17 protein-coding genes and 2 tRNA genes are annotated in these 20,346 nt (G+C 68.9%); 13 read left to right on the top strand and 6 right to left on the bottom strand.

All coding sequences use genetic code 11. The features are described 5' to 3' along the window. Positions 1 to 6 precede the first annotated feature (6 nt). The 6 genes from KIH31_RS00965 (at position 7) to KIH31_RS00940 (ending at position 5,883) form a co-directional block, all read left to right on the top strand. Entirely contained in the window at positions 7 to 1,899 is a 1,893-nt protein-coding gene (locus tag KIH31_RS00965; protein ID WP_214425197.1) for an ATP-binding protein, read from the top strand. Next, on the top strand, positions 1,896 to 2,570 hold the full coding sequence (locus tag KIH31_RS00960; RefSeq protein WP_214425196.1) for a response regulator: 675 nt from the start codon (positions 1,896 to 1,898) through the stop codon (positions 2,568 to 2,570). The genes KIH31_RS00965 and KIH31_RS00960 overlap by 4 nt, the downstream gene beginning before the upstream one ends. 21 nt (positions 2,571 to 2,591) lie before the next feature. After that, a complete protein-coding gene (locus KIH31_RS00955; RefSeq protein ID WP_214425195.1) occupies positions 2,592 to 3,242 on the top strand; it encodes an MOSC domain-containing protein in 651 nt (216 codons plus the stop codon). 352 nt (positions 3,243 to 3,594) lie between these two features. Beyond that, the gene (locus KIH31_RS00950; RefSeq protein ID WP_250545329.1) at positions 3,595 to 5,502 is read left to right on the top strand and encodes a DEAD/DEAH box helicase; all 1,908 of its coding nucleotides are present in this window, start codon (positions 3,595 to 3,597) and stop codon (positions 5,500 to 5,502) included. Positions 5,503 to 5,674: 172 nt separating this feature from the next. Then, positions 5,675 to 5,746 (top strand) — tRNA-Thr (locus KIH31_RS00945). Positions 5,747 to 5,806: 60 nt separating this feature from the next. Then, positions 5,807 to 5,883, top strand: a tRNA-Met gene (locus KIH31_RS00940). A 111-nt stretch (positions 5,884 to 5,994) separates the two neighbouring features. Here KIH31_RS00940 and KIH31_RS00935 read toward each other — a convergent pair. Further along, positions 5,995 to 7,053 (bottom strand): acyl-CoA desaturase, encoded by a 1,059-nt coding sequence (locus KIH31_RS00935; RefSeq protein ID WP_250545328.1) that lies wholly within the window; start codon positions 7,051 to 7,053, stop codon positions 5,995 to 5,997. Positions 7,054 to 7,205: 152 nt separating this feature from the next. After that, complete coding sequence (locus tag KIH31_RS00930) at positions 7,206 to 8,813, bottom strand: acyltransferase family protein (protein WP_250545327.1); 1,608 nt, start codon at positions 8,811 to 8,813, stop codon at positions 7,206 to 7,208. 209 nt (positions 8,814 to 9,022) lie between these two features. Here KIH31_RS00930 and KIH31_RS00925 point away from each other — a divergent pair, with 209 nt between their 5' ends. The 3 genes from KIH31_RS00925 (at position 9,023) to KIH31_RS00915 (ending at position 13,234) form a co-directional block, all read left to right on the top strand. After that, a complete protein-coding gene (locus tag KIH31_RS00925; protein WP_214425192.1) occupies positions 9,023 to 9,628 on the top strand; it encodes a PAS and ANTAR domain-containing protein in 606 nt (201 codons plus the stop codon). A gap of 134 nt (positions 9,629 to 9,762) precedes the next feature. Then, positions 9,763 to 12,036 carry a bifunctional polysaccharide deacetylase/glycosyltransferase family 2 protein gene (locus tag KIH31_RS00920; RefSeq protein ID WP_307857492.1) on the top strand — a complete coding sequence of 758 codons (2,274 nt, stop codon included), beginning with the start codon at positions 9,763 to 9,765 and terminating at the stop codon, positions 12,034 to 12,036. Positions 12,037 to 12,040: 4 nt separating this feature from the next. Continuing rightward, positions 12,041 to 13,234 carry a chitinase gene (locus tag KIH31_RS00915; protein ID WP_214425191.1) on the top strand — a complete coding sequence of 398 codons (1,194 nt, stop codon included), beginning with the start codon at positions 12,041 to 12,043 and terminating at the stop codon, positions 13,232 to 13,234. Between the two features lie 44 nt (positions 13,235 to 13,278). Here KIH31_RS00915 and KIH31_RS00910 read toward each other — a convergent pair whose 3' ends face one another. Beyond that, positions 13,279 to 14,391, bottom strand: coding sequence for a YihY/virulence factor BrkB family protein (locus KIH31_RS00910; protein ID WP_214425190.1), 1,113 nt, complete (start codon positions 14,389 to 14,391; stop codon positions 13,279 to 13,281). Between the two features lie 209 nt (positions 14,392 to 14,600). Here KIH31_RS00910 and KIH31_RS00905 point away from each other — a divergent pair, with 209 nt between their 5' ends. From KIH31_RS00905 to dgoD, 4 genes are all read left to right on the top strand, one after another. Continuing rightward, positions 14,601 to 15,461 (top strand): CoA ester lyase, encoded by an 861-nt coding sequence (locus KIH31_RS00905; RefSeq protein ID WP_214425189.1) that lies wholly within the window; start codon positions 14,601 to 14,603, stop codon positions 15,459 to 15,461. Between the two features lie 111 nt (positions 15,462 to 15,572). After that, positions 15,573 to 16,484, top strand: a complete 912-nt coding sequence (locus KIH31_RS00900) for an oxygenase MpaB family protein (protein WP_214425188.1) — start codon at positions 15,573 to 15,575, stop codon at positions 16,482 to 16,484. 53 nt (positions 16,485 to 16,537) lie between these two features. Further along, positions 16,538 to 16,762 carry a DUF3188 domain-containing protein gene (locus KIH31_RS00895; protein WP_214425187.1) on the top strand — a complete coding sequence of 75 codons (225 nt, stop codon included), beginning with the start codon at positions 16,538 to 16,540 and terminating at the stop codon, positions 16,760 to 16,762. Between the two features lie 10 nt (positions 16,763 to 16,772). Further along, positions 16,773 to 17,918 carry a galactonate dehydratase gene (dgoD, locus tag KIH31_RS00890; RefSeq protein WP_214425186.1) on the top strand — a complete coding sequence of 382 codons (1,146 nt, stop codon included), beginning with the start codon at positions 16,773 to 16,775 and terminating at the stop codon, positions 17,916 to 17,918. A gap of 49 nt (positions 17,919 to 17,967) precedes the next feature. On the opposite strand, the gene KIH31_RS00885 is transcribed toward dgoD, so the two are convergent. The 3 genes from KIH31_RS00885 to KIH31_RS00875 are packed head-to-tail and all read right to left on the bottom strand — an operon-like array spanning position 17,968 to position 20,296. Further along, complete coding sequence (locus KIH31_RS00885; protein WP_214425185.1) at positions 17,968 to 18,609, bottom strand: bifunctional 4-hydroxy-2-oxoglutarate aldolase/2-dehydro-3-deoxy-phosphogluconate aldolase; 642 nt, start codon at positions 18,607 to 18,609, stop codon at positions 17,968 to 17,970. Beyond that, a complete protein-coding gene (locus KIH31_RS00880; RefSeq protein ID WP_214425184.1) occupies positions 18,609 to 19,352 on the bottom strand; it encodes an IclR family transcriptional regulator in 744 nt (247 codons plus the stop codon). Before KIH31_RS00880 ends, KIH31_RS00885 begins: the two co-directional genes overlap by 1 nt. Continuing rightward, on the bottom strand, positions 19,352 to 20,296 hold the full coding sequence (locus tag KIH31_RS00875; protein ID WP_307857491.1) for a sugar kinase: 945 nt from the start codon (positions 20,294 to 20,296) through the stop codon (positions 19,352 to 19,354). Before KIH31_RS00875 ends, KIH31_RS00880 begins: the two co-directional genes overlap by 1 nt. Positions 20,297 to 20,346: the final 50 nt, after the last annotated feature.

The raw sequence follows: 20,346 nt of genomic DNA, 5'->3' as shown, positions 1-20,346 counted from the left end.
TGCCTCATGAGCGAGCAGGTCGTGGTGGGCCTCAGCGGCGGTCCGGAAGGGGAACAGCTGCTCAGGCGCGGCGCCCGGATCCTGGAGCGCGGCGGCGGGGGACACCTGCTGGCGGTGCATGTGCGGTTCACCGATCATCCCGCGGATGAGTCGCCGCGGGAGCTGGAGTCCCAGCGCCAGCTCGTTGTGGATCTGGGCGGTTCCTACCATGCGGTGGGCGGGGACCGGGCCGCGCAGGCCCTGCTGGACTTCGCGCGCAGCGCGGGGGCGACGGACCTGGTGGTGGGTGCCGGGCGCAAGCGCTTGTTCGGCGGCCTCCTCGCCGAGGCGCCGGTGGCCTGGGAGGTGGCGCGTGACGGCGGCGACCTGGACGTCCACCTCGTTGGAGCCGGACCTGCGCGGCGCCGCCCGCGCGCCGCCCCGTGGGGCCTGGGCGCGCGCCGGGTGCTCGTTGGCCTGGGCCTGGCCGTCCTCCTTCCCGGGTTGGCGAGTGTCCTGCTGCTCTCCGCCGGCCAGCGCAGCTTCGCGGCGGGCATCCTCAGTTATTTGCTCGCCGCGGTGGTGGTGGCGCTCGTGGGCGGGTTCTGGCCCGCTCTGCTCGCTGCGCTGCTCGGCAGCCTCCTACTGAACTACTACTTTTCCGACCCGGTGGGGACGTTCAACATCGCGGATCCGGAACGGATCTTCGAGCTGGCAGTCTTTGGCGCCGTGGCGGTTGCCGTGGCCCTGGTGGTGGGGTTCGCTGCGCGGCGGGCCAAGGAAGCGGCGGCGGCCGGCGCGGAAGCGGCCACCCTGAGCGAGCTCGCCCGAGGCGCGCTCGCCCAGGACGACACAGTTGAAGGCTTCCTTGACCATGTGCGCGAAAACTTCCAAGTCACCGGTGCGGCCCTGTTCGTGCGGGGCAATGCCGCCGACGAAACCGGGGAGGATCACGCACCCGGTCACCGGTCCGCGGGGACCTGGCGGCTGGAAGCGGGCACCGGCGCGGATCTGCCGGGCACCTGGCAGGAGGCGGACACCTCGGAACGGATCGATGACTCCACGGTGCTCGCACTCTCCGGCCGGCCGCTGGCGGCGAGCGACCGGCGGCTGCTGGCTGCCTTCGGAGCGCACCTGCTCGCCGTCCGCCAGCGCCTGCAGCTTCGCCGCAGCCGCGAGGACAACGTCCGGCTGAGCGAAGGCAACAAAATGCGCACCGCCATCCTGCGCGCCGTCTCGCACGACCTGCGGACGCCGCTGGCGGGCATCAAGCTGGCAGTGGCCAGCCTCCGCCAGCCGGGCGTGAGGTTCCCTCCGGAGGAGGAGCGCGAACTGCTGGCCACCATCGAGGACTACTCGGACCGTCTGGACGCCTTGGTCGCGAACCTGCTGGACCTGTCGCGGCTCAACAGCGACGTCGTCAGCCCACTGCTGGTCCCGGTCCGCTGGCCGGAGGTCCTGCCGCAGGCCCTCCGGGGGCTTCCGGCCGGCATCAGCATCGACGTAGCGGGCGCCGCGCCGGTGCGGGCCGACCCGGGCATGCTCGAACGTGTCGTGGCGAACGTGGCGGAGAATGCGGTCAAGTACGCCGGGCAGGCCGCGGGCATCACCGTATCGGCCCGTGAGGCAGACGCCGGGACGGGGCGCCCGGCGGCGGCCGAGCTGCTCGTCATCGACCACGGGCCGGGCGTCCCGGACGAGGAGCTGGCGTCCATCGTCCAGCCCTTCCACCGGCTGGACGATGGAAGGGCCGACGGCCGGCCCGGGGCGGGCACCGGTCTCGGGCTCGCCGTTGCGAAGGGCTTCACCGAGGCCATGGGCGGCACCCTGCTGGCCCGGCCCACTCCGGGCGGCGGCCTCACGGTCGTGGTCCGTCTGCCGCTGGCCGAGCCGGAACCGCAGCGGAAGGAAAACGAGTGAGGACCGTGCTGATCGTCGACGACGAAGCGCAGATCGCGCGCGCCCTGCAGATCAACCTGCAGGCACGCGGTTACACCGCCCTGACCGCGGGCACCGGTGCAGCGGCCCTGCAGCTGGCGGTGAGCCAGCCGCCCGATGCCGTGATCCTCGATTTGGGGCTGCCGGACATGGACGGCGTGGAGGTGATCCGGGGGCTGCGGGGCTGGACCAGCGTGCCCATCATTGTGCTGTCCGCCCGGCACGCCTCCGACGAGAAGGTGCAGGCCCTCGACGCCGGGGCTGACGACTACGTCACCAAGCCATTCGGGCTCGACGAACTGCTCGCCCGGCTGCGGGCGGCGGCCCGGAGATCGACCACGGCCGCCGAGCCGCCGACGGTCAGCACCCCCGAGTTCACCGTCGACCTGGCGGCCAAACGGGTCCGGCGCGGCGGGGGTGACGTCCGCCTGACGCCGACGGAGTGGAGCATCCTGGAGCTGCTGGTGCGCAACCCCGGCAAGCTGGTGAGCCAGCAGCAGCTCCTGCTCACGGTGTGGGGGCCGGCCTACGCGAAAGAGACCCAGTACCTGCGCGTCTACATGGCCCAGCTCCGGCGAAAACTGGAGCCGGACCCCGCCTCGCCCCGCCATCTGCTGACCGAGGCCGGTATGGGGTACCGGTTCGAGCCGTAGCCGGGCCCTAGCATGGGTGCCATGACTGATGGTTCCCTGCTTGCCGTGTGCCGAGTCCACCAGCTCTTGCCGGACAGCGGCAGCGTCGGTGTGACCGCGATCGACAAGCGGCCGGTGGACGGCAAGGTGAAGGTCCGCAGGCTCGGCCTGCGCTCGGACGTGCAGGCGAACCGGGAGCACCACGGCGGGGAGGACCAGGCGCTGTACGCCTACTCGCGGGAGGACGCCGACGTCTGGGCCCTGGAGCTGGGCCGCGCGATTCCGCCGGGCCTCTTCGGCGAGAACCTGCGCACGGCCGGCGTCGGCACGACGACGGCGGTCATCGGCGAACGCTGGCGGATCGGGCCGTCCGTGGTCGTCGAGGTCACCTCGCCTCGGGTGCCGTGTTCCACCTTCCAGCGCCGCATGCGCGAGCAGCGGTGGGTGCGCCGTTTTACCGAAGCCGGCCTGATCGGAACCTACCTGCGGGTGGTGCGCACCGGTGAGATTGCGGCCGGTGACGGCATTGAGGTTCTGTCCCGGCCGGGCCACGGCGTCACGGTAGGGGACTGGTTCAGCAACGGTGACGCCGGCCGGGGACACCGGCTGCTCGCTGCGGAACAGGCCGGGGAGCTCACTCTGGCCTCCGACATGCACATCTCGATCGCCAAGGCCCTGGGACGCAGCCGCTGAGGCGCGGCTCCGGGCGCGAGTGCGCAAGCTCACGCCCGTCCCGGGCCTCCGCCCGCTCCGAAGCCGGGCCGATGCCGTAGACTGGATACATCCCCCATTCCGGAATTCCCTTTTTCATGCCTGCAAGGTCAGGCCTGATTGGTGTGTTGGGGCCCGCGCGATGCGTCCTGCAGGACGCCGCGGGGCAGATTCATAGGGAGCGCCGGCTAAAAGAAAACGCCATGCGTGACCGCTGAGAGAGCGGCCCTGAAGTTATGGCGAGAAGTCCTGCCATGGGATTGGAACAGCGCTGGATTTCCACGTCATGCGGCTGGCTGCCGCCCGTTCCCGAATGAATGAGGAATTTCCCCTTATGTCTTTTGACACCCTTTCCGCCGAGACCGCAGAGAACACCGAAGCCGCTGTCGAGGAGACGGAAGAGCTGCGGTTCGCCGATCTCGGCATCGACGGCCGCGTGCTCGCAGCACTGGCCGACGTCGGCTACGAGAAGCCGTCCCCGATCCAGGCTGCGACCATCCCGGCACTGCTCGAGGGCCGCGACGTCGTCGGCCTGGCGCAGACCGGCACCGGCAAGACCGCTGCCTTCGCCGTCCCGGCGCTTTCCCGCCTGGCCGAGCTGCACGACCTCAACGGCCCGTCCCGCAAGACGCAGGCCCTGGTACTGGCCCCGACCCGCGAGCTGGCGCTGCAGGTGGCCGAGGCTTTCACCTCCTACGCCAAGCACATGGAGGACTTCACGGTCCTCCCGGTCTACGGCGGCTCCGCCTACGGACCCCAGCTGTCCGGCCTTCGCCGCGGCGCCCAGATCGTTGTCGGAACGCCCGGCCGCGTGATCGACCACATCTCGAAGGGGTCCCTGGACCTGTCCGAGCTGCAGTACCTGGTGCTTGACGAGGCCGACGAAATGCTGCGCATGGGCTTCGCCGACGACGTGGAGCAGATCTTCCAGCAGACCCCCGAGGGGCGCCAGGTGGCGCTGTTCTCGGCCACGATGCCCAGCCAGATCCGCCGGCTTTCCAAGCAGTACCTGAACAACCCGGCGGAAATCACCGTCAAGTCCAAGACGACCACCGGCGCCAACACCCGCCAGCGGTACCTGCAGGTGATGGGCCCGCACAAGCTCGATGCGCTGACCCGCGTGCTCGAGGCCGAGGAGTTCGACGGCGTCATCGCCTTCGTGCGCACCAAGATGGCCACCGAGGAGCTCGCCGACAAGCTCAAGTCCCGCGGCTTCCAGGCTGCCGCCATCAACGGCGACATCCCGCAGCAGCAGCGCGAACGCACCGTCGAGGCGCTGCGCGAGGGCAAGATCGACATCCTTGTGGCCACCGACGTCGCCGCCCGCGGCCTGGACGTCGAGCGGATCTCGCACGTGATCAACTACGACATCCCGCACGACACCGAGTCCTACGTGCACCGCATCGGCCGCACCGGCCGCGCGGGCCGCTCCGGGGACGCGATCCTGTTCATGACCCCGCGGGAACGGTACCTGCTGCGGGCTATCGAAAAGGCGACCCGCCAGCCGGTCGAGCAGATGCACCTGCCGTCTGCGGAGACCATCAACAACCTGCGGATGGGCAAGTTCGCGGAGAAGATCACCGAAACCCTCGCCTCAGAGGACGTGTCGGTCTTCCGCGACCTGATCGCCTCCTACGAGGTGGAGCACGACGTGCCCGCCGCCGAGATTGCGGCCGCGCTCGCCGTCATGGCCCAGGGCGGCCGCCCGCTGCTGGTCCAGGACCTGCCGCCGGCTCCCGAGTTCCAGAAGCGCGAGCGGTCCAAGGACGGCTTCGGCTCCCGCGGCCCGTCCCGGCCCCTCACCGAAGGCAACGCCACCTACCGCATCGCGGTCGGCCGCCGCCAGCGCGTGATGCCCGGGTCAATCGTGGGCGCCCTCGCCAACGAGGGTGGCCTCAGCTCCGCCCAGATCGGCGGCATCGACATCCGCTCGGACCACACCCTGGTGGAGCTGCCAGCGGACCTGAGCCAGGACCAGCTGCGCTCTTTGAGCCGCACCCGCATCGGCGGCGAGCTGATCCACCTCGAGCTGGACAAGGGCCGCGCCCCCCGCTCCGAGGGCGGCTACAAGGGACGCAACGACCGCGGCCAGGGCGGCTTCAAGAAGAAGTTCGACGGCGACCGCGCCCCGCGCGGCGGCGAGCGTGAGGCCCGCTACGCGGGCCACGGCGACGGCGCCCGCAAGCCGCGCGCCGGCAAGGACAGCGGCCACCGCGACTTCAACCGCAAGGGCAAGTGGTAAACCGCTGACCTAAGCGGCTGCAGGCCCCCTGCAAGCGCTTCAAGCACCGGCCGGACCTACGGGTCCGGCCGGTGCTGTTTAAGCCCGCTGAGGGGCCATCCGCGGGGTCGGTCGGAGGGTGGCCGGGCCGATTTCGCAACTCGCCAAAGTGCTGGTAGAGTTTTTCTCCGTTGCCCCCCTAGCTCAGTGGTAGAGCGCGTTCTTGGTAAGAACGAGGTCACCGGATCGATTCCGGTGGGGGGCTCTGAATGAGGGCCTGCGTCAAGGCGGTTTGACCGGCTTGACGCAGGTTTTCCTCATTTATGGCGGTGTAGCTCAGTTGGTTAGAGCGCACGACTCATAATCGTGAGGTCGGGAGATCGAGCCTCCCCACCGCTACCAAAGAAAGCCCCCGGAATCCGTGAGATTCCGGGGGCTTTTTCGTGCCGCGTGCGGGGCGTTTTTTGGGGCCCGTTTTTTTGGGGGGGCGGCCGGCCGTACGGCTCAGAGGCGTCAGCGGCCCAGGGTTGCGGCCATCGGGCAGTCGAACGGGTCGCGCGCGGCCAGGCCCACACGGTTCAGGTAGCGCACCACGATGCCGTAGGACTTCGGAAGCGTGGTTTCGGTGTACGGGATGCGGTGGGCGGCGCAGTACTCCCGCACGATGCTGCTGGCCTTGGCCAGGTTGGGCCGCGGCATGTTCGGGAACAGGTGGTGCTCCACCTGGTAGTTGAGGCCGCCCATCAGCGAATCAATGAGCTTGCCGCCGGTGATGTTGCGGCTGGTCAGCACCTGCCGGCTCAGGAAGTCGACCTTGCTGTCCTTCGGGATCAGAGGCATGCCCTTGTGGTTCGGCGCAAAGGAGGCGCCCATGTAGACGCCGAACACGGCGAGCTGAACGCCGAGGAACGCCGCTGCCATCCCCGGGGGCAGGAAGAAGAACACGGCGCCGATGTACAGCCCCAGCCGGGTGAGCACGCTGGTGATTTCCAGTGCGCGTCCCTTGACCGAGGGGCTGGTGAACAGGTGGCGCAGCGAAGTGATGTGCAGGTTCACGCCTTCGAGCAGCAGCAAGGGGAAGAAGAGATATCCCTGCCGGCGGGTGAACCAGGCCATGATGCCCCTGCGCCCCGCGGCCTGCTCCGGCAGGAAGGAAACGGTGTCCTGCTCGATGTCGGGGTCCTTGCCGACGGTATTGGGGTTGGCGTGGTGCCGGCTGTGCTTCGTCATCCACCACTGGTAGCTGATACCGGCGGCCAGGTTCGCCAGCAGGCGCCCCGCGCGGTCGTTTGCCTTGCCGGATTCGAAGACTTGGCGGTGCGAAGCCTCATGGGCCAGGAAAGCCAGCTGGGTGAAAATGATGCCGAGGGCGGCAGCAATCAGCAGCTGGAACCAGCTGTCGCCGAGCAGGACAAAGCCAGTGACGGCTCCGCCGAGACCTGCCGCGAGGGCGGCGAAAACCGAGATGTAGAAACCGCGCCGGCGGCGCAGCAGGCCGGCGTCGCGCACGGTACGGAGAAGAATGGAATAGCTGCTCGACGCTTGTGCCTGCCGTCCGGCACGTGTCGACATAGGTGCAATGGAGTTCATGCGGCCCTCGGGGATAGGTTCGACTTCCCAGCCGCGGACCCGGACGCTGAACCGTCCGGCAGATACTTCAACGGTACAGGAGGCGGTCGGGCCTGTCTCCTGTGTTCGCGCCGGGCGCATCGGCGCCAGGAGGCCTACTTCAGCCGCACGGCGGGCGTGGCATGCGTGGCGGCGCCCTCGCCGTCGAACAGGCCGATGAACTCCACCGGGTCCTTGTCCGCCTGCCCGAACCAGTGCAGCTCGCGTGCATCGAACTCCGCAGATTCGCCCGCCTCCAGTATCCGGTCCTGCGAGCCCAGGACCAGGCGCAGGCGCCCTTTGAGGACGTGCACGCTTTCGCGGCCCTCGTGCGAGTCGGTCCAGAGCCCTGAACCGGGCACCCCGTCGTTGAGTACACAGTGGTAGGCGTTTCCTGCCAGCGCCTGGCGCCTAGGGGCTGCCGGCGCGACGGTCCGAGGCTTCGGGGCAGCGGCGGCGGCCACAGCGGCGGCGGCCGGCACAGCGGCGGGTGCCGGCTCTGCTGCGGGTCGCTTGGCCGGGGGCTTGCCGGAACCGGTCGGCCAGAGCTGCGCCGGACGTTTCGCTGCCACGTCCTCCACCCAGCCGATCGTGGGGAACAGCAGCGCCAGCATCACCCAGACGGTAATGAACTGGAACCACTCGCTGTCCAGGACCCCGGCAAAGTGCGCCGCGATGAATTCGTCGTTGTAGAGCCTGTTGATGAGCACGACGGTGATCACCAGCAGCAGGTTGTGCCAGAGGTAGATCGTCATCGCCCGGTTGTTGATCAAGGTGACGGGCTTGTTGAGGAACCGCAGCGGCTGAGGGAAGGCGGACCAGGACGGCGAGATGCGCATCAGGATCGCGGCGAACCCGAGGGACCAAAGTGCCTGTGCCAAGGGGATGTTGTTGAAGTCCCAGCCCTCGGGGGGAAGGTTGTTCGCGGCCCACACGAACCCGAGGACCATCGCAATGGCCCCGGCCGCGGCGACGGCAACAAGCGGAAGCCGGCGCAGCTGTCCAAGGTAATGGGCGAAACCGAGCATCCAGCAGGCACCGAAGGTGGCAAAGTCCGTCACCGTGTCAACTGACCAGTCCGGCAGCGGGAGGATGCCGGTGGTTATGACGCCGAGCAGGGCCAGCGGCGCCAGCATTGTGGGCAACGGTGCCCGGCGGAAGGCCTTGAGCAGCAGTGGCGAGAGCAGCATGAACCAGAAGTACGCCCGGATGTACCAGAGGATTTCCTGGGCCTGCTGCGCCCAAGTGGAGTCCACCAGGCCGGCATCCGAGCCCATCGGACTCGGGAACGGTACGTCTCCGATCGGCAGGAACCACAGCAGCGTGTTCAACGGGGTGGCGCCAGGATCCATGCTCGGCGTCCATCCCTCCCACGCCAGCAGGAAAAGGACCGTGCCGCTGTATACCCAGAGCGGCAGCAGCAGACGACGGCTCCGGCTCTTGAGCACCCCCAGGGTGGGCCGCTCCAGTGAGCGCGCCATCAGCGACCCCGCCAACGCGAACATCACGCCCATCGACGGGAACGCAATGCTCAGCCAGCCGGCACTGGCGAAGGTGTGGTACGCCACCACCCTGACGAGGGCGATCGCCCGCAGCAGGTCAAGGTAACGGTCGCGGCCGGCAGCCCGCACCAGCTGCGCGGCTCCGGCAACGGTCGGGCGGGGGCGCGGGGGCGCAGGTGTCACGAGGTCAACGGCCGCCGCGGCGGAGGTCTTCAGATTCAAGGGGCCATTCACAGCAGGCTCCCCTCTCGGCTCGCAGATCGGAGCCCGCCGCGGCAGCGCCGTTGGCGGGCGTTTAGTGCAGGCCCCAGCCTCCTGTGGGCAGAACGCTATCACCCGCGCCCGTCCCGGTCGCCAGTAGTGCAAGTGCTAGTCTGGGCCTTCCGGCGGTCCTGAGGTGGGCCAGCGGCCTTCGAGTTCAAGGAGGCGGCATGAGTCCTGCCCGAAACCTGCCAGATGGCGACCGCCACTACCACGCCTGTGCGGTGGGATCTTTCGAATTCCACCCGGAGCAGGACAGGCTGGTCTGGTCCGACGAAGTGTTTCGGATCCATGGTTTCCAGCCGGGCGAGGTCGTTCCCACACTCGGCGTCCTCCAGGCGCATAAGCACCCCGAGGATCGTGCGTCCAGCAGCGACGCCATCCGGGCGGCCCGCGGCTCAACGGAGCCGTTCAGCTTCTTCCACCGGATGGTCGACGCCGAGGGCTCGGTCCGTTACGTGCTCACCGTGGGGCGGGCCGCCCCGGGTGAGGCCGGCCGCCGGGTCGAGGGCTATGTCGTCGAATTGACGCCGTCGGTCCGGGCGCAGGCCACCGAGGTGGCCCAGGAAGCCGTGGCCCGGTCCGCGGCCCGCCGGGCGGTGATCGAACAGGCCAAGGGCGTCCTGATGGGCCGTCACGGCATCTCGGCGGACGAAGCCTTCGACTTGCTCAGCCGGATGAGCCAGACCTCGAACACCAAGCTGAACGAGTGCGCCGCCGCCGTCGTCGAAGGTGCCTCCCGCCCGGGCGATAACGCAGCGATAACGCAGCAATAACGCCTCCTGGCGTCCACTGCTGGCAGTACTTACTGCTAGCTCTGGGGGCCTTCTTGAAGCACCTAACCTCTGCTCTTCCTGGCGAATCCGCGCCCGTTTTCTTCGATCCGACAGGCAAGAGGTGGCGCCGGATCGTGATCGCGGTGTTCGCGGCGGTCCTGGCGTTCGTGCTGGGCGCCGTCTGGGTCCTTCCGGCGGCGACGGCTCCGCTGCACAACGCAGCACAGAACCAGGCGGTCGGCTACCCGCGTCAGCTGATTGCCTCGGCGGACCGCCGCAACCTGCCCAAGATCGGCCCCGAAAACGGAGACATCGACCGTATCGACCTGGTCGATCGCCGCGATGGAAGGGTGTTCCTGAAGGATCCGTTCAGTGACACCATCTTCCGCGAGGCCACGCCGGACGAGGTCAAGACAATCGGCAACCGTCCGTACGTCGTCGAGTCCTACGGCGTGCCCAAGGACAAGACGCTGATGCTCACCTTCGACGACGGACCGGACCCCCGCAACACTCCGGCGCTGCTGGACCTGCTTGCGGCGGAGAAGGTTCCGGCTACGTTCTTCGTCGTCGGCGAAATGGTGGTCAAGAACCCCGACATCTTCAAGCGCATAGTGCGCGAAGGGCACATGGTCGGCAACCACACCATGACCCACACGAACTTCTGGGCCAACGACGACCTGCACAACCGCCAGGAGCTCATCGGCACCGACCGCGTGCTGAGGGCGATGGACAACTACGCAACCAGCCTGTTCCGCATTCCCACCGGCTGGCCGCAGAACAACGCCCTCGCGCTGCTCCAAGCGCAGCAGCTGGGCTATCTGCACCTTGACGCGGACCTGGACACCCTTGACTGGAGCTACGCGCCAGGCCAGACCATCCCGGTGCCGAAGCTCGACGGCAAGGGCCACGTGGTGCTGATGCACGACGGCGGCGGGGACCGGGCGGGCTCCATCGCGATGCTGAAGAAGTTCATTGCCGAGGCAAAGGCCCAGGGCTACACCTTCTCGACCGTGCAGCCCCTGCTCACACCCCAGTACGTCCCGCAGAAGGCCGCGAAGCCTGTGCTGGCGGACACGGCGACGCTCTCGGCGATGACGGCTACCCTGGTGGTGCCGGATGTCGTGGTGACGTGGTTGTTCTGGTTCGGCATCATCTCGCTGACCACCATGTCCTTCCTCTACATCGTGCTCGCCCTCGTCTCCTGGTCCCGGCAAAGGAGGCACCAGTGGCCAGCGCTCAGCGACGCCGAGCTGCCGTTCGTCAGCGTCGTTCTGCCCCTCTACAACGAGGAACTGGTCGTGGCCAAGACACTCGACGCCCTCCGCGCCAGCGACTACCCGGCCTTCGAGGTCGTGGCCGTCAATGACGGCTCCACCGACAACACGCTGGCCGTGCTGCGGGAGTACGCCCGGTCCTGGCCGCAGCTGCGCGTGCTGGACCAGCCCAACGGCGGCAAGTCCATGGCCAGCAACAACGGCATTGCCAACTCCCGCGGGGCGATCATCGTCACGCTCGACGGGGACACCCTCTTCGAACCGCAGACCATCCGCGTGCTGGCCCGCCACTTCGTCGAGAAGCCCAGCGGCAAGGTCGTGGGAGCGGTCGCCGGCCAGGTGAAGGTGGGCAACCGGCGCAACCTGCTCACCGCCTGGCAGAGCCTGGAGTACATTTCCGGCATCTGCGTGACGCGGATGGCCGAGGGTCTGGTCGGTGCCATTTCGATCGCACCCGGGGCCTGCGCCGCCTGGCGCCGGGACGCCCTGCTGCAGGTGGGCGGCTACTCGCACGACTCCATGGCGGAGGACGCCGACCTGACGCTCTCGATCCAGCGGCTGGGCTATGCCATCGTGCAGGAAAACGCCGCGGTCGCCTGGACCGAGGCGCCGATGACCGTCAAGGCCTTCGCGAAGCAGCGGCTGCGGTGGACCTACGGGAACATTCAGGCGCTGTACAAGCACCGGGGGATGCTGTTCCGCTCGCGCTACGGCGTCCTGGGCCTGGTGACCCTCCCGTACGCCTTGATCTCCGTGGTGGTTCCGTTGATCTTCATGCCGATGACGTTCATCGTGGCCGGTATCAGCCTGGCGCACGGAGAGTGGCAGGCCATCGCCATTTTTGCGGCATTTGTGGCAGCGACCCACCTGCTGATCTCGCTCGTGGCCGTGATCATGGTCCGCGAGAGCTTCCTGCACCTGCTGATCGTCCCGCTCTACCGCCTGATTTACGAGCCCCTGCGCTTCTACGTCGTGTACGGCTCCATCGTCCAGGCGCTCCGCGGCAGGGCCGTCGGCTGGTACCGGCCGGAGCGCACCAACAGCGTGCTGATGCCGGCGGGCGCCGGAGCGCCAGCGCGCCCGGACGCCGAGCCGGACAGCATCCCGGCGGCCGCGGTGCCAACCGTCGGCTGACGGCATGTACGACGTGATGGGACAGGGCCGGGCCAACCGGTGGCCCGCCGTGCTGCTGGTGGCCATCGCGGCGCTGCTGGGGGTGATGGCCGTGACAGGGCGGGCCGGCTGGAACCCGATGGCGGGCACCACCACCGAGCCGCCACAGGCGAACCTCTGGTTCGGCGGATACGTTGATGTAACCCTCCAGCCCCGGTATCCGTTTGAGCACTCGCAGGCAGACGGGCCCGCGACGACGGTCCTCGCGTTCGTGGTGGCCGATCCGAAGCGCCCCTGCCAGCCGTCATGGGGCAGCCAGTACTCGCTGGAGCAGGCGAAGGCCTCCCTCGATCTCGACGGGGCGGTCAGGCGGGCGCGCCAGAACGGGGATGACGTCGCTGTCTCCTTCGGCGGCCAGCTCGAGAAGGAGCTCGCCGTCGCGTGCACCGATCCGGAGCAGCTGTTCCGCGCCTACCAGAGTGTCGTTGCGCGCTACGGGCTGGACACGGTCGACATGGATGTCGAGGGGGACGCCCTGACCGATGCGGCCGGCAGCCGCCGTGCGGAGGCGCTCGCCCGGGTGCAGGCAGCGAGCAAGGAGGCCGGCAAGCCCTTGCAGGTCTGGTTGACGCTGCCGGTTTCCACCAGCGGGCTCGCCGACGAAGGCAAGGCCGCCGTCCGGCACATGCTGCAGGCCGGTGTGGAACTGGCCGGAGTGAACATCATGACGATGAACCTGGACACGCGCCTGAGCGGAAAGAGCATGCTGGACTCGGCCGTCCAAGCGGCGGAGAGCACGAAGTCGCAGCTCGCCGAGCTCTACCGGGGGGCCAACCAGAACCTTGACGACGCCGGACTCTGGCGGCGCATCGGCCTGACTCCGATGGTGGGGGAGAACGACACAGCCGGGGACGTCTTCGACCTGCAGGCTGCCAAGGGCCTGAACCGGTTCGCCCGGGACCACGGCATCGGGAGGATATCGCTGTGGTCGCTCAACCGGGACACGGCGTGCCGCACGGCGCCGTCCGGGACCAGGGCCACGCGGGTATCCGACAGCTGCTCAGGCATCCCGCAGGAACCCGGCGCCTTCGCGCGGATGCTGGGCGCGGGCTTCACCCAGAAAGCGCAAATGGTCCTGCGTGACCCGGCGAGCCCCGGAAGCACGGGCACGCCGCCGGGTAGGCCGGATCCGCGGTCCTCTGTGACGCTGGGCCCCTGAGCGGGAAGGCTTGCTGAGCCGGAATCCTTACTGGGCGCGAAGCCTTACCGGTTCTCCTGCTCCTCGGAGCCGGTCCTTGAACGGCGGCTGCGGACGTTGGCGTAGGGGTCGCGGCGGATCTCGAAGCTCTCCCGCAGAAGTTTGCCCTCGCGCACGTCCTTGGCGCGCTGAGCCGCCTTCTTGTCGCTCACTTTCGTACCCCGCGGCGGCAGCTGGAGGGTTTCCTCGGCCGCGATGCCGGCCTGGAGCTGGCGACCGCGTTCAGTTTCCGCGTCGAACTCCGCACCGTACAGCAGTGCCAGGTTCGCAATCCACAGCCAGAGCAACAGCACCACGACGCCGCCAATCGTGCCGTAGAACTTGTTGTAGTTGCCGAAGTTACCGACGTAGAACCCGAAGGCGACGGACGCGACCACGAGCGTAATCAGCGCGATGAGGGCACCGAGGCTCATCCACCGGAACTTCGGCTGTCGCACATTGGGAGTCGCGTAGTACAGGATGGCGATGGTGACGACGGCGACCGCGGCGAGGACCGGCCACTTGCCGATGTTCCAGATGGCGACAACCTGCGGTCCAAGACCGACGGCGCCCCCGATGGCGTCGGCGATGGGGCCGGAAACGACAAGCATCAGGGCCGCCGCGGCGGCCAGGAGCACGGCCGCGACGGTGACCAGCAGCTGCACAGGACGCAGCTTCCATGCCGGCCGGCCCTCATCGACCTCGTAAATACGGTTCATCGCGCGACCGAAGGCGCCGACGTACCCGGAGGCGGACCAGAGCGCGCCCAGGATGCCGATGACCAACGTGAACCCGGCCGCAGACGAGTGCGTCAGGTCCATGATCGGCCCCCTGATCGTGTCCAGGGCTGTGGCCGGCGCGAACCGGCCGACGATCTTCAGGACGGCCTCGGTCGTCTGCTGCGCCTGGCCGACCACACCGAGAATCGACAGCAGCGCCAGCAGGGCGGGGAACAGGGAGAGCACGGAGTAATAGGTCAGCGACGCTGCCAGGTCCGTGCACTGGTCATTGCCGAACTCGCGCAGCGATTTCTTGGCGATGTAGGACCAGGACGGTTTCTTGATATCGGTCGGACTGTCCGGCTTGCGCGAAGCGTCCGGCGCCGGCGCATCCTCTTTGGCTCGAGCGGTATCTGTCATTGCAGGCATCTCCTTCGGTAGGGGTTCGCTAACCTCACCTCGCCGCCGACGCTTCTGGACGGATCGAAGCCGCGCCGCGGCTTTCCAACAGCCTACCCGCCGCCGCTGCCGGGTGCCCGGGAGGGAGGGCCGATATTGGTCGTATTGGTCGCGCGCTTCACATGCCCGCCGGTTCGTTGCCGTAGCGCCCGCGGCGCTACGGTAGAACCATGACTTCTCTTCCGTCCGTCGAACCAGCACGAACCGAGCGCCGCATCAGCGCCGATATCGCCCGGTCCTGGCTCCTCGTTCCCGCCACCAAGCCGGAGCTGTTCGAGACCTCCGCCAGCTCCCGTGCCGACGCGATCATCCTCGACATCGAGGACGCGGTGGATCCGTCCAAAAAGCCCGCCGCGCGCAAGGATGTCGCGGACTGGCTCCGCGCCGGGGGCCAGGCGTGGGTGCGCATCAACGATGCGACCACCGAGTTCTGGGCGGATGACCTGGCTGAACTGGCCGGCAACCCGGGCCTGCTGGGCGTCATGCTCGCGAAGACCGAATCCGCCGAGCAGGTCTCCGACTCCTACAACCGGCTCGGTGGCCGCACCCCGGTCATCGCCCTGGTGGAGTCCGCTGTGGGCATCGAGGAGGCGAACAACATCGCCAAGGCCAAGGGCGCCTTCCGGCTGGCCTTCGGCAGCGGCGACTTCCGCCGCGACACCGGCATGTCGGCCGACCGCGAAGCAATGGCCTACCCCCGCGCCAAGCTCGTCGTCGCCAGCCGCGTCGGCGGCCTGCCCGGACCGATCGACGGACCGACGGTGGGCACCAACCACCCGATCCTGCGCGAGCAGACCGCGGTGACAGTGCTGATGGGCATGACGGGCAAGCTGTGCCTGGCGGTGGACCAGACGGCCATCATCAACGAGGTCATCAGCCCGACCCCGAGCGACGTCGCCTGGGCCACCGACTTCATGGCTGACTTCGAGGCCCGCGGCGGGGTGATCCGGGACGGCTCGGACCTTCCCCGCCTTGGCCGGGCGCAGAAGATCATGAAGCTCGCGGTCGCCTTCGGCGTCCAGCCGGTCTGATCCTTTCCCGGCCCGCTACTTTTCCGGCCCCTGGTCCGTTCCCGCCGGGAACGGATCAGGGGCCGTGCACGTGGAACACTGCAAGAGCACATGCTGCAGGGGGATTTCCGGATGATTGACGTGCTGTCGGGCTGGCGCAGGCTGCTGCGCCTGACCTTCAGCGGCCAGTCCGAGGGCGTGCCGCAATGGGAGCTGGACCTGGCGAAAGGCGACGACGGCGGCTTCTTCGGCCCGTCCTCTGCCACTTGGGCGGTCCACGGCGGGATGAGCCCGATCGTGGCCGGCATCAGGGCGCTGCTGATCCAGGCCCTGCACCCCGGGGCGCTGGCCGGGGTCTACGAGTTCTCCCGGTTCCGGGAGGATCCGCTGGGGCGCCTGGCGGGGACCATCCGCTGGATCTTCACGGTCACCTACGGGGACACGGCGGCCGCGAAGGGCGGCTCCGATTACGTGCGCCGGCTGCATGAACGTGTCCAGGGCACGTATCAGCGGGCGGACGGGGCCGTCCTGCCCTATTCGGCGAACGACCCGGAGCTGCTTGCCTGGGTGCATATGGCCTTCGCGGAATCCTTCCTCACGGCGCATCAGGTGTGGGGCGGCGGCATTCCCGGCGGTGCCGATGCCTACGTTCGCGAGTGGTCCGCCGCGGCGGAGCTGATGCAGGTTCCGGAGCCCCCTCGCTCAGAGGCGCAGCTGCGTGCCGCCATGGACAGTCTGCTCGACGAGGGCGTCCTCTGCGGGGGCCCGCGGGTGGAGGAAGTGGTGCGGTTCATCCGCCGGCCGCCGCTGCACCCGGCGCTGCTGCCGGGCTACCGGGTCCTTTTCGAAGGCGCCGTCGCCACCATCGATCCGCGCTACCGACGGCTGCTCGGCCTCGAACCGGCCCATGTGGGGCCTCTCCGGCTGCCGGCGGTGGGCGCGGCCAAAGCAGTCCTCGCGGCGATTGGTGTGGTGCTGCAGAAACAGGGTCCAAGCGAGCTGTCGGCGCGGGCCCGGCGGCGCCGGCTCGGGCTGGACGGCTGAACGTCCGCGCGGCCGTCGAAGCAGCTGGGTTCCTCCGCCGCTACCATGGGGGAATGCTTCGCGACTTCTGGGAGACCGCCACGCCCGTGTACCGGACGATCGTCATCGTCTCGATGACCTTCACCGCTGCCGGGATCCTGATGACGATCATCGGGGCGAACACACAGAACCGAGCGCTCATGGTCGCGGGCCTGCCGTTCATCGGCATCGGACTCGTTCTTCACGTGACAGGACTGGTCATTCGCGCCCGCACCGTCCGAAAGCGCATGCGGGGCTGAAAGGAAAACCGTGCGAATCTCCCGGATCGAGACGTTCCTCGTACCCCCGCGCTGGCTCTTCGTGCGCGTCGAGACGGACACCGGCATCGTCGGCTGGGGCGAGGCGTCGCTCGAGGGACGTTCAGAGACCGTCCGTGCCGCCGTCGTCCAGCTCTCCGAACTGCTGATCGGCCAGGACCCGCAGCGCATCGAGGACCACTGGCAGGTGATGACCAAGGGGTCCTTCTACCGGGGCGGAGCGGTGCTGGCCAGCGCGGTCTCGGGCCTGGACCAGGCGCTCTGGGACATCCAGGGCAAGCACCTCGGGGTCCCCGTCCACGTGCTCCTTGGCGGCCCGGTCAGGGACTCCATCCGGATGTACTGCTGGGTGGGAGGCGACGAGCCGGACCAGGTTGCGGACGCCATCGCCGAACAGGTGGAGGCGGGCTTCACGGCAGTGAAGATGAACGCCAGCGGCCGCATGGGCCCGCTGGGCACCATCGCCGACATCGATGCGGTGGTGGCCCGGGTCGCGGCCGCCCGCGGCGTGCTGGGGGACACGCGGGACGTCGCGGTGGACTTCCACGGCCGTTTCACCGTGGCCAACGTGCGCCGCGTGCTTCCGCTGCTGGAACCGCTGCGGCCGTTCTTCCTCGAGGAACCGACGCTGCCCGAGGGCTCCCACCTGCTGAGCGGCATCACGTCGGCGACGTCCATCCCGATCGCGACGGGGGAGCGGCTGTACTCGCGCCAGGAGTTCCTTCCAGTGCTGCAATCCGGGATCGCCGTCGCGCAGCCGGACACCTCGCACGCCGGAGGGATTTCCGAGCTGCGCCGGATCGCCTCGCTCGCCGAGATTTTCGACGTCCAGATCGCACCGCACTGCCCGCTCGGCCCGATCGCGCTCGCGGCCAGCCTGCAGATCGGTTTCGCCACGCCGAACCACCTCATCCAGGAACAAAGCATCGGCATCCACTACAACCGGGGAGCGGAGGTGCTGGACTACGTGGTGGACCGCGAGGTCTTCACGTTCACCGACGGCCGGGTGCAGCGGCTCACTGGGCCGGGTCTGGGGATCACGGTTGACGAGAGGGCAGTGCGCGAGGCCAGCAAGAAGGGCCATGCCTGGCGCGGCCCCGTCTGGCGGCACGACGACGGCGCTTTCGCCGAGTGGTGATCTCCAGGTTATGACGCGGTTTCCCGTTTATGACGCGCGACAAAGCGCGTCATAAACGGGAAACCGCGTCACGGTTGCGGCTCGTGAGCAGCCCGGCGAGGGCCCCGAGCTGGTTCGGGTCCTGCAGGGCGGAGCCGACGGCGACGACACGGACGCCGGCATCGAGGTAGTCCGCCGCGTTGCCGGCGTCGAGCCCTCCCGTGGCGACGAACTTCAGCTGCGGAAAAGGCCCGCAGACGGCTTTGAACCAGCCGGTGCCGAGCTCGGAGGCGGGAAAGGCCTTCAGCCACAGCAGCCCCAGCTTGGCAGCCAGCTGGATCTCGCTCGGCGTGGCAACCCCCGGCAGCGAGGGCATCCCCGCGGCCAGGGAGGCCTGCACGACCTCCGGGTCGAAGCCGGGGCTGACGGTGAAGGCCGCGCCGGCGGCGTGCGCCTGCGCCACATGCTCCGGCATGACCACGGTGCCGGCCCCGACCTGCTTGCCGCGCGCCGCTCCGGCTTCGACGACGGCGGCGAGCGCTTCGACGTCGGCCGGTGTCTGGATAGGCACCTCCACGCAGTCCAGGCCGAGGTCCCAGGCCGTGGCAGCCAGCTCGAGGCTGCGGGCCGTTCCGAAGCCGCGCAGGATCGCCATGAGCGGCGCCCTTCGGAAGGCTTGATCAAACCAGCTGTTCGAATCACCGGTAGTCATCAGGGTTTCCATCCAAGCTCCTTCGCGATGGCGTCGGCAGCTTCGGTAAGCCGGCCGAGGTGGGATTCCAGGGCGGCAACTGTCGCCCTGGCGGTAAGTTCGGTCAACGAGACCGCGCAGCTGACGGACCCGTCATGGCCGCGGACCGGCACGGCGATGCAGCCGATGAAGCTTTCGTGCTCGGAGTCGTCCACGGCAAAGCCGCGCCCGCGGACCCGGGCGAGCTCCGCGTCCAGTTCCGCCCGGCTGGTCAGGGTGGTCGCGGTGAACCGTTCGTAGACGTGCCCGGCGAGCAGCTCCGCGGCCACCTCCGGGTGCTGGAAGGCGAGGATGGCCTTGCTGATTCCCGCGGTGTGCAGGATGACCGGGGCGCCGATCTGTGAATAGAGCCGGACCGAGCGGGCGGGCTCGACCTTGTCGACATACCGGATCACCCGGTTCTCGAGGGCGCCCAGGTGGACCGTGGCGCCGGTGGCACGCTGCAGAGCCGCCAGATGCCGGTGGGCGGCGGCTCCGAGTTCGAACTGGTCCGCTGCCGCGGCGGCGAGGCCGTTGAGGCGGGAGCCGAGGTAGTAGCGCTGGTCGTCGCCGCGGCGGACCAGGCCGCCCTCGGAGAGGGACTCAAGCAGCCGCAGCGCCGTCGAGCGGTGCACGCCCAAGGCAGCAGCGACCGCCGACTGCGTCCCGGGGCCGGTCGAGAGCAGCTCCAGGACCGCGACCGCCCGGGCAACGCTGTGCGACATCAGGCGCCGGCCTCCATAACGGCCGCCCCGCCGCCAGGCAGCAAGCGGGTGCCGGCGGGCACGAAGTCCGCAGTGCTGGAGAGCGCGCTGGCCGCCTGCTCGTGTCCGCGCGCGAGCCGTTCCGCAGCAGGGTCACCCGCGAGCAGCGCGGCGAGATAGCCGGCGGCGAACGCGTCCCCGGCTCCGACGGCTTCGACGACCTCGACGCGCCGGGCGGGCACAAAGATGGTCTCCTGCCCCGGGATGAACTCGGTGGCGCCGACGTCGGCGTCCTTCACGACCAGCCGTCGTGTCCCCGGCAGGAGGTCGCGAACGGCCTCGGCCGTGGAGGTGCCCCACAGCACTTCGGCCTCATCGCGTCCGACCAGGACGACGTCGGCCCGGCGGGCGAAGTCCAGCAGCACGGGTGCGGCATCCTCGACGGACCACACGCCGGGCCGGTAGTTCACGTCGAAGGAGAGCAGCGCCTCCGTGGCAGCGGTGAGCTCGAACAGCCGGTCGAGCATCGACCGGCAGGAAGGGGACAGCCCCGGGGTGATCCCGGAGACATGCACCAGGCGCGCCGTGGAGAGCGGGAGGATGCCCAGGTCCGCCGGCGACATCCGTGAGGCTGCCGAACCCTTGCGGTAGTAGTGGACCCGGGTGCCGCCGAGCCCGGGATCCTTGAGGTACAGGCCGGTCGGGGCGGACGGGTCCGTGATCACCAGGGAGGTGTCCACGCCGTGGCTGCCAACGGCGGCCAGTACGCGCTCACCGAGGGGGTCGGCGCCGAGCCTGCTGAACCACATGGTTTCCAGGCCCAGCTGGCGCAGTTGGATCGCCACATTGGATTCGGCCCCGCCGCACTCGATCCGGAACAGGTCCGCGGTGGCGAGAGGCACGGGTTCGACAGGGGTCACCAGGGCCATGGTTTCCCCCACGCAAATCACGTCGGTGTGCTGCACTGCGATCCTTCTGTCGGCGTCGACGGCGGGCACCACCACTATCAGCGAAG

Source organism: Paenarthrobacter sp. DKR-5 (assembly GCF_018531425.1).
Taxonomy (GTDB): Bacteria; Actinomycetota; Actinomycetes; order Actinomycetales; family Micrococcaceae; genus DKR-5.
Note: the sequence above shows the minus strand (reverse complement) of the source record. Positions and strands in the feature narration are given on the sequence as shown.